The following is a 13,573-nucleotide window of genomic DNA, read 5'->3' on the forward strand; positions in this document are numbered from 1 at the left end:
CAAATTCCTTCGAAGGAATTTGGGCCGGGGCGCTTAAGGCGCCGTCCCGCCCCGGTCGGGCCGGGCGAACTGGATCAGGTCCCAGCGGTTGCCCCAGGGGTCGGACCAGACCGCGACGCGGCCATAGGGTTCGTCGCGCGGCGCCTCCTCGAACCGCGCGCCTGCCGCTGCCAACCGATGGCAATCGGCGTCGAAATCCTGCGATTCGAGGAACAGCCAGACCCGGCCGCCGCCTTGTTCGCCGATCGCGGCCTCCTGACGCTCTCCCGCCGCGCGGGCGAGGAGGATCTCGGTCTCTGCGCCGGGCGGCGCGATGCGGACCCAGCGCTTGCCGCCGCCGAGGTCGGTATCCTCGCGGCAGTCGAAGCCGATCGCCGTGAAGAAAGCCAGTGCCGCGTCGTAATCCGGCACGAGGAGGGAGAAGAGGGCGATGCGTCTGGGCATGGCGTCATTCTGCCGCCTGTGGGGGGCGAGGGAAAGCCCCGCCCGACACGCCCAGCCGCACTGTTTCGCGACGTTCCATTGCGGCGGTGGGGCCGCTAGGCTGGCCCGGGGCAGAGGTAGGCCGGAGGCCATGGAAACATGCAGGGGATCGACATTCGCAAGGCCGCGTCCGTGGACGTGCCTGCGATGCAGGAGATCGTGATCGGGGCCTATACGCCTTATGTCGCGCGGATCGGGCGCCCGCCCGCACCGATGACGGAGGATTACGCCGCGCTGGTCGCAGCGGGGCAGGCCTGGGTGGTCACGGTCGACGGGGCGGTCGCGGGGCTGATCGTGCTGGTGCCGGGGCCCGATCATCTGCTTGTCGACAACGTGGCCGTGGGCAGGGCGCACCAGGGGCACGGCCTCGGGCGGTTGCTGCTGGAGTTCGCCGAGGGTTTCGCGCGGGCGCAGGGGCTGGAGGAGCTTCGCCTCTACACCAACGAGATGATGCACGAGAACCTGAAGATCTACCCCAGGCTCGGGTGGGAGGAATACGCGCGGGCCGAACAGGACGGGTTCCGGCGCGTCTTCATGCGCAAGCGGGTGTCTGGCGCCACTGCCTGAGGGTTGGGAAGGCCGGGGCACGCGCGGAACGCGCCCCGGCCCGGTGTCATGTCCCGCCGGTCAGGCGAGGTCGTAGCGGTCGAGCTCCATCACCTTGGTCCAGGCGTCGCAGAAGTCCTGCACGAACTTCGCCTCGTTGCCGGAACCCGCGTAGACCTCGCAGATCGCGCGCAGCTGCGAGTTGGCGCCGAACACGAGGTCGGAGCGCGTCGCGGTCCACTTCGCCGATCCGGTCGCCCTGTCGCGGCCCTCGAACTCCTGCTCGCTGTCGTCCAGCGCGACCCACTCGGTATCCATGTCGAGAACATTGTGGAAGAAGTCCGTGGTCAGCTGACCCTCGCGCGTGGTGAAGACCCCGTGCTTCGAGCCGTAGGCGTTGCCGCCGATCACCCGCAGGCCGGCCACCAGTACGGTCATTTCCGGTGCGCTCAGCGTCATCAGCTGGGCGCGGTCGACCATCAGCTCCTCGGCCGAGACCGAGTATTGCTTCTTCTGGTAGTTGCGGAAGCCGTCCGAGACCGGCTCCAGCACATCGAAGGTGTCGACGTCGGTCTGGTCCGCGGTGGCATCCGCGCGCCCGGGGGTGAAACCCAGCTCAACCGCGTGGCCCGCAGCCCGGGCCGCCTGTTCCACCGCCGCGGTGCCGCCCAGCACGATCAGGTCTGCAAGCGAGACCTTCTTGCCGCCCCCGGCCGTGCTGTTGAAGCCCGCCTTGATCTCTTCAAGCTTGGCAAGGACCCGGCCCAGCTGTTCGGGCTGGTTCCCCTCCCAGTCCTTCTGCGGCGCAAGGCGGATGCGGGCGCCATTCGCCCCGCCGCGCTTGTCCGACCCGCGGAAGGTCGAGGCCGAGGCCCAGGCGGTCTGGATCAGCTCCGGCCCGGTCAGGCCCGAGGACAGGATCTGCGCCTTGAGCGCATCGACGTCGGCACCATCCACCAGCTTGTGCACCACCGGCGGGATCGGATCCTGCCAGATCAGGTCTTCCTTCGGCACATCGGGACCGAGGTAGCGCGCTTTCGGCCCCATGTCGCGGTGGGTCAGCTTGAACCACGCGCGGGCGAAGGCGTCGGCGAATTCCTCGGGGTTGGCGTGGAAATGGCGCGAGATCGGGCCATAGATCGGATCCATCCGCATCGCCATGTCGGCGGTCGACATCATGATCGGCACCCGCTTGGTCCCGTCGCCCGCATCCGGGGCGTGATCGTCGGCCTTGAGGTCCTTCGCATGCCAGATCCAGGCGCCCGAGGGGCTTTTCGTCAGCTCCCACTCATAGCCGAAGAGCACGTCGAAATAGCCCATGTCCCAGCTGATCGGGTTCGGCGTCCACGCCCCTTCCAGGCCCGACCCGATCTGGTCCGCGCCCTTCCCGGATTTGTAGGACGAGACCCAGCCAAGGCCCATCTGCGCCATCGGCGCGGCCTCGGGCTCGGGCCCGACCAGCGCGGCATCGCCCGCGCCATGGGTCTTGCCGAAGGTGTGGCCGCCCGCAGTCAGCGCAACCGTCTCGTAATCGTTCATCGCCATGCGCGCGAAGGTCTCGCGGATGTCGCGGCCCGAGGCGATCGGGTCGGGGTTGCCGTCCGGCCCTTCGGGGTTCACATAGATCAAGCCCATCTGCACGGCCGCCAGCGGATCCTCCAGCTCACGGTCGCCGGAATAGCGGCTGTCGGCCTTGTCCGAGGTGGCCAGCCACTCGCTTTCCTTGCCCCAGTAGATGTCTTCCTCGGGGGCGAAGACATCCTCGCGCCCGCCGGCGAAACCGAAGGGTTTCAGGCCCATCGACTCGATCGCGCAATTGCCGGTCAGCACGAAGAGGTCGGCCCAGGACAGGGCGTCACCATATTTCTGCTTGATCGGCCACAGCAGGCGCCGGGCCTTGTCGAGGTTCACGTTGTCCGGCCAGGAGTTCAGCGGTGCGAAGCGCTGCGTGCCCGAGCCGGCGCCGCCGCGGCCGTCGCCGATGCGGTAGGTCCCGGCCGAGTGCCAGGCCATCCGGATGAAGAACGGTCCGTAATGGCCGTAATCCGCGGGCCACCACGATTTCGAATCGGTCATCAGCGCGAAAAGGTCCTGTTTCACCGCCGCCAGGTCGAGGCCCTTGAACGCCTCGGCATAGTCGAAGCCCTTCGACAGGGGGCTCGACGCGGGCGTGTTCTGGTGCAGGATCTTCAGGTTGAGCTGGTTCGGCCACCAGTCGCGGTTCGCGCGCATCCCCGCATGGGTGTTGCCGCCGTGAAAGACCGGGCAGCCGCCAGTCTTGCCCATATCGTTTCCGTCCATCTCTCTGTCTCCGATTGCCTTTTGCCGCACGCCGGGAGAGGCCCCCCCCCCGGAATTGTGGAAGCGAGTGCCGCGCCCGCGCCGAGAAACCCCGCGCCAGTGTCTGAACGGGGGCCGGAGGCGGCCGGACTCGGGTCAATCTCTCTCCCGCGACCAGAGGTAGCAGGGTTGTTCCATTAGATTAAGTTGAATCTTCTGATCGAAATAATAAGATAGTCTTATGATCAATTTGACCCTTCGGCAATTGCGCTACTTCGAGGCCCTCGCCCGGCACCGGCATTTCGGCCGCGCGGCCGAGGCTTGCGCCGTATCCCAACCTGCCTTGTCGATGCAGATCAAGGAGTTGGAGGAAACCCTCGGCACCCCGCTTTTCGAACGCGGTGGGCGGCAATTGCGGCTGACCGGCTTCGGCGAGGAATTCGCCGACCGGGCGCAGGGCATCCTTCGGCAGGTCGAGGAGCTGGGCGATCTTGCGCGCGCCTCGCGCGAGCGTCTGGCGGGGAGGCTGAGGATCGGCGTGATCCCGACCGTCGCGCCCTATCTCCTGCCTCGGCTGATCGGGCGGCTGGCGATCGAGAGCCCAGGCCTCGACATCCGGGTGCGCGAGACAGTGACGCCGAAGCTGCTGGCAGATCTGGCCGAGGGGCGGCTCGACACTGCGATCGTGGCGCTACCAGCGTCCGAGCCCAGCCTGCGCGAGGTGCCGCTCTTCGACGAGGACTTCGTCCTCGTCCGGCCTGCGGCAGATGCGGGCAGGCCGGTGCCCGGGCCCGATCGCCTGCGCGAGATGCGCCTTCTGCTGCTGGAGGAGGGACATTGCTTCCGCGATCAGGCGCTGTCGTTCTGCGACCTGCAATCTGCCCCCCCGCGCGAGATGCTGGACGGCTCTTCGCTGTCGACGTTGGTGCAGATGGTCGCGGCGGGCATCGGGGTGACGCTGATCCCCGAGATGGCGGTACCGGTGGAGACACGCTCGGCCGAGGTCGCGGTCTCGGCCTTTCCGGCGCCGCGGCCGCAGCGCACCATCGGCATGGTCTGGCGCCGCACCAGCCCGTTGACCAAGCAGCTTACCCAGCTGGCCGAGGCGGTGCGTGCCGCCGCCGGAGAGATGCGCAGCACCGCGCCTGCGCCTTGAGGGGCAGATGCCCGCCAATGCCCACGGATGCCCGGGCAAAGGTTTTTCAGGACGGTTGAGGCTTCGTTTACCTGTTGCTGCCATGACCAGACGCGATCCTGTCGTGCCCCCGCCCCGGGAGGCCCGCCACATGGGAAGCGTTCATGAAGCCGAATTTCTCCTCCCTCGCCGTCAGAATTCCCCTTCTCGCGATCGCCGTGGTGGTCGCCATAGCGGGGATCGTCACCTTCGCCAGCTATGAAAGCGCGCGCTCCACCCTGCAGGACGAGGCGCGCGACCGTCTGGCCGCCATCGCCGCGACCCGGGGCCGCGCGCTGGAGGGCTGGGCGCAGCGCCAGGAGACGGAGGTGAAGGCGCTTGCCGAAAGCGGCACGGTGATCAATTCGCTGCGTCTCTTCGCCAATGGCTGGGCGAAGATGGCGCAGGACAAGACGCAATATCCGGACGGCCCGGGCGCCTACCTGCGCCGGCTCTACATCGACGAAAACCCGAACAAGACAGGGGAAAAGGACCGGCTCGACCGCGCCACGGATCGCAGCGGCTGGAGCGGGGCGCACGGCGCCTATCACCCGTCGCTGCGCCAGGTGAAGGATCTGCGCGGCTTCTACGACATCTTCCTTTTCGATCCGGCGGGCAATGTCGTCTACACCGTGTTCAAGGAAAGCGATTTCGGGACCAACGTCGAAACCGGGCGCTTTGCCAGCACCGGGCTGGGCGCGGTGTTCCGGGCGGCCATGGGCAGCGGCGCGGACAAGCCCGTCTTTGCCGATTTCAGCCCCTACGCGCCGTCGAACGACGCGCCCGCGGCGTTTCTCGCGCAGCGGGTGAAGGACCGGAAGGGTACCGTAATCGGCGTGGTCGCGGTCCAGCTTTCCGTCGACAGGCTGGACGCGCTGGCCGAGGACAGGATTGGGCTGGGCAAGACCGGCCGGGTGGTCCTTGTCGGGCCCGACGACACCCGGCGCAGCGACGGGCAGGGGGGCAAGCTGCTCGATCCGGTGGCGGCGACGCCCGCATTGACCGCCGCGCTGGAGGGTACGGCCAGTGTGGTGATGCGGGCCAAGGCGATCGCAGGCGGGGCCCCGGTGATCGCCGCCTTCCAGCCGATCGGTATCTTCGGCCAGACCTGGGCCCTGCTGGCCGAGCAGGACAGGGCAGAGCTGATGGCCGGGGCGGTCGCGCTGCGCAACCGCGGCCTCGCGCTCATGGCCATCTCGCTGGCGCTGGCGGCGCTGATCGGCTACCTGGCCGCGCGCCAGATCGTCAAGCCGCTGTCCGTGGTCGGCGGCGCGATGGACCGGATCGCCGCCCGCGATTACGATTTCGACGTGCCATACCAGTCCCGCGGCGACGAGACGGGCGCGATGGCCCGCAACCTCGAGGCCTTCCGCGCCAAGCTCAAGGCCAACGAGAAGGCAGAGAAGATGGCGCTGTTCAAGGCGCGCGCCTTCTCGGCGGCGCCGGCGGCCTTCATGCTGGTCGACCGCGACCTCAACATCGTCGACTACAACGATGCGCTCAAGAAGGTGTTCAGCGACAACCTGCCCGAGTTGCACAAGCTCTGGCCGGATTTCGACCCGGACAACCTGTGCGGCGTGAACATCGACAAGTTCCACCGGGATCCGGCCCATCAGCGCGCGCTGCTCGCCGATCCGGCCAACCTTCCCTACACCGCCGACATCGTGCTGGGAGAGACCCGGCTGCAACTGGTGATCGAGGCGATCCACGATGAGACGGGCACCTATGTCGGCGCGGCGCTGGAATGGCAGGACGTGGCCGAGACCCGGATCAACTTCGCCATCATGGAGGCGCTGCGCCGCAACCAGACCATGATCGAATACGACGCCGAGTTCCGCGTCCACAAGTTCAACGAGCGGTTCACCGAGGTCTTCGGCTGGGGCGAGGAGGTGATCGGGAAGACCTTCGAGGATCTGTTCGGCCCGAACGAGGATACCCGCATCGGCATGCAGCGCCTGCGCGGCGGGCTGACCGTGACGCGCAAGGTCGAGCGGCCGACCAAGTCGGGTGCCAAGGTCTTTGTCGAGGTGGTCATGAACCCGGTGTTCAACCGTCAGGGGCAGCTTGACCGCATCGCCGAGATCGGCAGCGACGTCACCCGGCTGGAACATGCGCGGATGAAGGTCGAGGAAGAGGCGCAAGCGCAGGCCAAGCTTCAGGCCGTTGTGGTCGAGGACCTGCGCCGCGGCCTTTCGGCGCTGGCCGAGGGTGATCTGACGGTGGTGCTCGACCGGCCCTTCGCGCCGGAATACGAGGAGGTGCGCCGAGATTTCAACGCGGCGCGCGAAAAGCTCGAGGAGCTGGTCGCGCAGCTGATCGGCTCTTCGCGCAGCATCAACGACGGGGCGGGGCGGATCGCCCGGGCTTCGGACGACATGTCGCGCCGGACCGAAAGCCAGGCCGCCACGCTCGAGGAGACCAGCGCCGCGCTGCAGAAGATCACCACCAGCCTGCGCGGCACCGCGGCCAACGCGGCCCAGGCCGACCAGGCGGTGCGCGCCGCGCGGGGCGATGCCGAGACCTCCGGCAAGGTGATGCGCCAGGCGGTCGACGCGATGGGCGAGATCCAGACCTCGTCGAGCCAGATCTCCAAGATCATCGGGGTGATCGACAACATCGCCTTCCAGACCAACCTTCTGGCCCTGAACGCGGGGGTGGAGGCCGCCCGCGCGGGCGAGGCCGGGCGCGGCTTTGCCGTCGTCGCCTCGGAGGTGCGGGATCTGGCGCAGCGCTCTTCCGAGGCGGCGAAGGAGATCGAGAACCTGATCTCGGCATCCTCGGGCCATGTCGGGCAGGGGGTGAAGCTGGTGGGACAGGCGGGCGAGACGCTGCAAAGCGTGCTCGACGCGGTTGCCAACCTCTCCAGCCTGGTGTCGGGCATCGCCGCCGCGCAGGAGGAACAATCAACCGGCCTGACCGAGATCTCGGCCGGTGCGAACCAGCTGTCGGAGGTGACGCAGCACAATGCCTCGATGGTCGAGCAATCGACGAACGAAAGCCACGCTCTGCGCGGCGAGGCCGAACAGCTTTCGGCGCTGGTCGAACGGTTCCGCCTGGCCGGGGGATCCGACGACAAGGTGGTGCGCTTCGATGGGGGTGGCACCGACGGCGGCAGCCGGTCGGCGCGGCGCGCGGGCCTTCGGGCCTGAGCGTGGTGCGCCGGTCTTGTCGCGTGGGCCTTGCGCCGGGGGATGCCTGCCGCCGGAGGTTCAGCCCCCGGCGCGCATCCCCCGCACCGCCCGACGCCGGTATAGCACGGTCCAGAGGCCGAGCAGCCCCAGCGTGGCATAGCTCATCACCGGGCCGACGATCAGGAAGCGGTCGATCGGCATGGCGTAGATCAGGACCACGGCGAGGCAGAATTCGGCCACCAGCCCGGCGCCCCAGACCAGCGACATCATCCACATCATCCGCCGCAGCGCGCCACCCTGCACCGCCGCCTCGAACCGCGCCAGGTCCGCCCCGGACCGCCGCGCCATGGAGGCCCGTGCGAGCGACAGGATCAGCGGCCGGCCCATCAGCGCCGAGACCAGGAAGGCGAGCCCGATTGCCAGTGTCACCAGCTTTTCGCGCAGCTGGAGCATCCGGGCCGAGCCGCCGCCGACGAAGGCCAGCAGTGACAGCGCGATTCCGGCCAGCACCATCAGCGACAGCGCATCCAGGCGCCGACGCATGGCGAATTCCCCAAGGCTCCACAGGATCGGCGGCAGCGAGGACGCCAACAGCCCGTTCACCTCGCCCCATTGCGGCTGCGCCCAGGAGTAGATCAGGTAGGGCGCCCCCATGTTCACCATGAGATCGACAAGCGTCCAGACCACGCGTCCGATGCGCGGACGCGGGCGGCCTGTCAGCCCGCCAGTTGCCGCCTCATCGCCTGTCAGCCCGCGGCCCACCTGTCCTCCACCGGTCTGCAAGTGGGACGTCTCTTCCCGGCCTTGCGTCTCCCGGTCTTGCGTCTCCCCGTCTGCCGTCGTTCGGCCGGCGGGAGAGGCTCCCTCGGTCTGCAACCCGTCCACGGCACCGCCCTCCCCGCATGTTTCGGCTATTAACATACGTGCCGGCTGTCGCGTGTGCAAGCTAACCGGAAGCCGCCTCACGCCGCTGTCAACATGGGGCTGACGCGGGGGAAGGGCGGCGGCGGGTCGAGGGGCCTTGTCAGGCGGTCTCTTCCACCGCCAGCCCCAGCTCCTCGATCATCGCGTCGCGCATGAGGAACTTCTGCGGCTTGCCGGTGACGGTCATCGGCAACTCGGGCTTGAAACGCACCACCGCGGGCACCTTGAAATGCGCGATCTGGTCACGGCAGAAATCGCGGATCGTTTCCTCGCAGGGCGTGGTGCCCGGGCGCGGCACGATCCAGGCGGCGACGATCTCGCCGTAGCGGTGATCGGGGATGCCGAAGACCTGGACCTGGCTCACGTCCGGATGGGTGTAGAGGAATTCCTCGATCTCGCGCGGGTAGATGTTCTCTCCGCCGCGCAGGATCATGTCCTTCACCCGGCCGGTGATGTTGCAATAGCCCTCGGCGTCGATCCGGGCGAGGTCGCCGGTGCGCATCCAGCCCTCGGCATCGACCACCTCGGCGCTTTTCTCCGGCTCGCCCCAATATCCGCACATCACCGAATAGCCGCGGGTCATCAGCTCGCCCTGCTCGCCGACACCGGCGGTGGTGCCGTCCTCGCGGGCGATGCGGACCTCGAGGTGCGGCTGCACGCGGCCGACCGACGAAACCCGTTTCTCAAGTGGCGTGTCGGTGCCGGACTGGAACGAGACGGGGCTCGTCTCGGTCATGCCGTAGGCAATCGTCACCTCGCCCATGTGCATCTTCGACTGCACCTGTTTCATCACCTCGATCGGGCAGGGGGCGCCGGCCATGATGCCGGTGCGCAGCGACGACAGGTCGAAACGTGCGAACTCCGGGTGTTCCAGCATCGCCACGAACATCGTCGGCACGCCGTAAAGCGCGGTGCAGCGTTCGGCCGCGACGCAGGCAAGCGTCGCCCCGGCGTCGAACCCCTCTGCGGGGACGACGATCGCGGCGCCCTTGGTGACACAGCCCAGCGTGCCCATCACCATGCCGAAGCAATGGTAGAAGGGGACGGGAATGCAGATCCGGTCATCCTCGGTCGCTTCCATGGCGCGGGTCACGAAATGCGCGTTGTTGACGATGTTGCGGTGGGTCAGCGTGGCGCCCTTGGGGGCGCCGGTGGTGCCGCTGGTGAACTGGATGTTCACCGGGTCGTTGCGGTCCAGCGTCGCGGTGATCGCGTCCAGCGCGGCGATCGCGGCGCTGTCTTCCGCGCCTGCATCCCCGCCCATCGCCTCGACCTCGGCAAAGCGGATGCAGCCGGGGTGGTCGGCGGCACCTGTCACGATGACATGGCGCAGGTCCGGCAGGGCGGGGCAGGCAAGCTGTCCAGGGGCCGAGGCGGCAAGGCCCGGCGCCAGCCGGTTGATCATGCCGATGTAATCCGAGGTCTTGAACCTCTCGGCCAGCACCAGGGCGCGGCAGCCGGTCTTGCGCAGCGCGAATTCCAGCTCGTGCAGCCGGTAGGCCGGGTTGATGTTGACCAGGATCACCCCGATCCGCGCCGTCGCGAACTGGGTCAGCAGCCATTCCGACCGGTTCGGCGCCCAGATCCCCAGCCTGTCGCCGCGGGCAAGGCCCAGCCGCAGGAATCCCGCGGCCAGCCGGTCGACCCGCGCCGCGAATTCGGCCCAGGTCCAGCGGATCCCCTCGGCGGCAAAGACCGCCGCCGTGCGGTCCGGAAACCGCGCCACCGTCGCGGCCAGAAGCGCGGGAATGGTCGTCTCGATCAGCGGTTCGTCGGTGGCGCCGGCCACGTGGGCGGCGCCGTCCCTCGGCATCGTCATGGCATCCTCCCTCGGGTCCCTCCCCGGACCCTGCCACGATAAGTGAACGATGGTTCATTTCTTGCAAGCGCCTTGAGGTCTGCGTGCCCCAAGCTCACGACTCCGTGACAAGCGGGCGTTCTCCTGCCTTCTTTCTTGCCAGGATACGCCCCGGGGAGGTGGGCCGGGGGTGTGGTGGGCGGCCCGGTATTGCCCCTCACCCCTGCCGCGCGACCGGTGCCACCCCGTCGGCGCGCAGTTCCGCCCGACGGGGGCCGGGCACGCCGGCGGCGTCGAGGATCTCCTCTCGGTGCTCGGCATAGCCCGGCGGCCGCAGGCGGTAGCTGGCGGGGTTGGCCGAAAGCTTCACCGGCGCGCCAAGGCCCCGGTAGGGACCGATCTGCACGGTCATGCCGCGATGCGCGGTATGATCCAGCGCCAGCGCCTCGGCCACGTTGAGGACCGGCCCGGCCGGCACCCCCGCCCGGATCAGCCGGTCGGCCAGCGCCACGCCGTCAAGCGTGGCCATCGCCGACTCCAGCGCCTCGCGCAGTGCGGCGCGATGCGTCACCCGCCCGCCGTTGGTGGCAAAGCGCGGATCCTCGGCGATCCCGGGCGCGCCGATCTCGTCGCAGAGGCGGGCGAACTGGCGGTCGTTGCCCACGGTGAGCGAGATCTCCCGCGTTCCCGTCGCATAGGTCGAATAGGGCGAGATGTTCGGGTGGTCGTTGCCGCTCCGCCCCGGGACCTTGCCGTTCAGCGCATGGTTTGCGGCGTGCGGGTGGAGGAGCGAGATCGCCGTGTCGAAAAGGGCGGCCTCGACGAACTGCCCCCGACCGGTGGCATGGCGCGCTTGCAGGGCCAGAAGCACCCCGATCACCGCGTTGAGGCCTGTCACCATGTCCACCACCGGCACGCCGACGCGGGTCGGGCCGCCCTCGGCCGTGCCGTTCACGCTCATGATGCCGCTCATCCCCTGAAGGATCGCGTCATAGCCCGGCAGCCCGCCCAGCGGCCCGTCGGCGCCGAACCCGGAGACGCGGCAGTGGATCAGCCGCGGGAAGCGTTCGGCCAGCGCCTCGTGCCCCAGCCCCCAGCCTTCCAGCGTACCGGTCTTGAAGTTCTCCAGAAGCACGTCGGCCTCGGCCAGCAGGGCCAGCAGCACCTCCCGCCCGGGCCCGGTGCGCAGGTCGAGGGCGATCGCCCGCTTGTTGCGGTTCAGCCCCTGGAAATAGCTCGCCGTGCCATCGAGGAAGGGCGGCCCCCATTCCCGCGTCTCGTCACCCTGCGGCGGTTCGACCTTGATCACGTCGGCGCCGTGATCGCCCAGCACCTGCCCCGCGAAGGGCCCGCCCAGCACGCGGCTGAGGTCGACCACGCGGATCCCGTCGAGGGCGCCTTTCCTCTCTGCCGCGCCGCTCATTCCGCCGCCTCCGGCATCGCGGCCGCGTCGGACAGGGCGCGTGCAAGGACCCCGGACAGGTCGTCGTCAGTGGCGGGGGCCAGCGGATCGCGGGCGGTCAGCTTGTGGCACACCACCGCCTGAGCCAGCGCCAGCCGGTCCCCCCCTGCCGCCGTGTTTCTCCGCGAGAGCTGCGCCGCCTCCCAGGCCATGATCCCGGCCGAGGTGGCGTGGTAGAGCGCCGAGGCCGCAGTGCGCACCTCGGATTCGCGCGCCCGGTCGCCGGCCACCGCCGCCATCAGTTCCGCGGCGCGGCGGAAGGCCCCGGTCAGCGCGGGCTGTGGGCCAAGCACCGCTTCTGTCTCCTGCGCCAGCCCGTCGAGATAGCCGCCAAGCGCCTCGAGCGCCCCCTCGCGCCGAACCGCGCGGGCGACGTCCAGCGCCACGATGTTCGACGTCCCTTCCCAGATCGAGCCAAGGTGACTGTCGCGCAGCACCCGGGCGTCGGACCATTCCTCGATATAGCCGCAGCCGCCGCGCACCTCCATCGCGTCGCCTGCCACCTTGCGCGCGTCGCGGCAGGTGCGGAACTTGATCAGCGGGGTCAGGATGCGCAGCACCTTGGCCATCGTGGCCTCTCCCGCGTCCGCCGCGGCCAGCACCCGCGCCGTATGGAACACCATCGCCCGGCCCTGCTCGGCGCTGACCAGCATCTTCGCCAGCTGTCGCTGCATCAGCGGCATCTCGTCCAGCCGCTTGCCGAAGGCCCGGCGGTTGCCCGCGATGAACAGCGCCTCGTTGACCGAGCGCCGCATCATCCCCGCCGAACGCACGCCATTGGCCAGCCGCGACATGTTGATCATGTCGGTCATCTGCTTGAACCCCTGTCCCGGGTCGCCCACCAGATAAGCCTCGGCCCCTTCCAGCGCGATCTCGCCCGAGGCCATCGACCGGGTGCCCAGCTTGTCCTTGAGCCGCAGGATCCGGTAGGCGTTGCGCCGCCCGTCGGCCAGGTGCCGCGGCAGCAGGAAGAGCGACAGCCCCTTCGTTCCCGCGCCGCCGGTGCCGTCGCCGCCGCCCTCGGGCCGCGCCAGCACCATCGCAAGCGCCGCATCGGGGTTCGAGCAGAACCACTTGTCACCGTAGAGCCGCCAGGTGCCGTCCTCCTGCCGCGCCACCGTCTCGATCGCGCCGACGTCGGAGCCGGCGATCTGTTCGGTCATGAACATCGCGCCCTGGAAGAGGCTGTCCATGTCCTGGCTGGTCAGCCGGTCGAGGTAGCGCGCGACCAGCTCGGGCGATCCGAACTTCACCAGCGTGCGGGTCAGCGAATCGGTCATCGAGAGCGGACAGCACAGCCCGAATTCCGCCTGCACGAAGAGGTAGACGAGGGCGTATTTCACCAGCGGGGGCAGCTTTTCCTCCGCTCCGAAGACGCCCCCGCGATGCGACATCGCCGCAAGCCCGAACTCGCCGAAGGCCACCTGTTCCAGCGCCTCGTAGGCGGGGTGCTTCTCGATCCGCTCTTCGTCGGCGCCGTTGCGGGCGCGGATGTGCAGGACCGGCGGGTTCTTGTCGGCGCGCAGCGCCAGCTGCTCGAGCCGCCCGCCCGTCAGCGCGCCCATCCGGTCGAGCCGGGGCAGCGCAAGGTCGAGCATGTCGGGCGGCAGGTAGACCCGCAGGAGGTCTGCCATCGCCGGATCGGCCCGAAAGGCGTTGCGCCCGGCGCTGTCGGGAATGTTACGGTGGATCGCGTCTGTCATCTGGGCCTCCCTGGTCTGCCGCCGGAGGGAAGCGGTTTCGTGATCTGATTTCCAATACTATCTCTGGAAGTT

General features: G+C 68.8%; 9 protein-coding genes. 3 read left to right on the top strand and 6 right to left on the bottom strand.

Annotated elements, in window-relative coordinates; genetic code table 11:
* Positions 1–33 precede the first annotated feature (33 nt).
* Complete coding sequence (locus CVV76_RS20615) at positions 34–444, bottom strand: VOC family protein (RefSeq protein WP_102226575.1); 411 nt, start codon at positions 442–444, stop codon at positions 34–36.
* Positions 445–582: 138 nt separating this feature from the next.
* On the opposite strand from CVV76_RS20615, the gene CVV76_RS20620 reads away from it, so the two are divergent.
* Positions 583–1,050, top strand: a complete 468-nt coding sequence (locus CVV76_RS20620) for a GNAT family N-acetyltransferase (protein ID WP_102226576.1) — start codon at positions 583–585, stop codon at positions 1,048–1,050.
* A 60-nt stretch (positions 1,051–1,110) separates the two neighbouring features.
* Here CVV76_RS20620 and katG read toward each other — a convergent pair whose 3' ends face one another.
* Complete coding sequence (gene katG / locus CVV76_RS20625) at positions 1,111–3,330, bottom strand: catalase/peroxidase HPI (protein ID WP_102226577.1); 2,220 nt, start codon at positions 3,328–3,330, stop codon at positions 1,111–1,113.
* A 220-nt stretch (positions 3,331–3,550) separates the two neighbouring features.
* Between katG and CVV76_RS20630 the strand changes: the two genes are divergently transcribed.
* Together CVV76_RS20630 and CVV76_RS20635 are read left to right on the top strand one after the other, a co-directional pair.
* On the top strand, positions 3,551–4,465 hold the full coding sequence (locus CVV76_RS20630) for a LysR substrate-binding domain-containing protein (protein WP_102226578.1): 915 nt from the start codon (positions 3,551–3,553) through the stop codon (positions 4,463–4,465).
* A gap of 143 nt (positions 4,466–4,608) precedes the next feature.
* Positions 4,609–7,632: a methyl-accepting chemotaxis protein gene (locus CVV76_RS20635; RefSeq protein ID WP_102226579.1), complete on the top strand. Its 3,024-nt coding sequence runs from the start codon at positions 4,609–4,611 to the stop codon at positions 7,630–7,632.
* Between the two features lie 60 nt (positions 7,633–7,692).
* Here CVV76_RS20635 and CVV76_RS20640 read toward each other — a convergent pair whose 3' ends face one another.
* The 4 genes from CVV76_RS20640 to CVV76_RS20655 form a co-directional block, all read right to left on the bottom strand.
* A complete protein-coding gene (locus CVV76_RS20640) occupies positions 7,693–8,397 on the bottom strand; it encodes a VC0807 family protein (protein WP_199178663.1) in 705 nt (234 codons plus the stop codon).
* Between the two features lie 241 nt (positions 8,398–8,638).
* Positions 8,639–10,357, bottom strand: a complete 1,719-nt coding sequence (locus CVV76_RS20645) for an AMP-binding protein (protein WP_102226580.1) — start codon at positions 10,355–10,357, stop codon at positions 8,639–8,641.
* 196 nt (positions 10,358–10,553) lie between these two features.
* Positions 10,554–11,759 carry a CaiB/BaiF CoA transferase family protein gene (locus CVV76_RS20650; RefSeq protein ID WP_102226581.1) on the bottom strand — a complete coding sequence of 402 codons (1,206 nt, stop codon included), beginning with the start codon at positions 11,757–11,759 and terminating at the stop codon, positions 10,554–10,556.
* Positions 11,756–13,501 (bottom strand): acyl-CoA dehydrogenase family protein, encoded by a 1,746-nt coding sequence (locus CVV76_RS20655; RefSeq protein WP_102226582.1) that lies wholly within the window; start codon positions 13,499–13,501, stop codon positions 11,756–11,758. Before CVV76_RS20655 ends, CVV76_RS20650 begins: the two co-directional genes overlap by 4 nt.
* Positions 13,502–13,573 lie beyond the last annotated feature (72 nt).

This window comes from Acidimangrovimonas sediminis (genome assembly GCF_002871005.1).
GTDB classification, from domain to species: domain Bacteria; phylum Pseudomonadota; class Alphaproteobacteria; order Rhodobacterales; family Rhodobacteraceae; genus Acidimangrovimonas; species Acidimangrovimonas sediminis.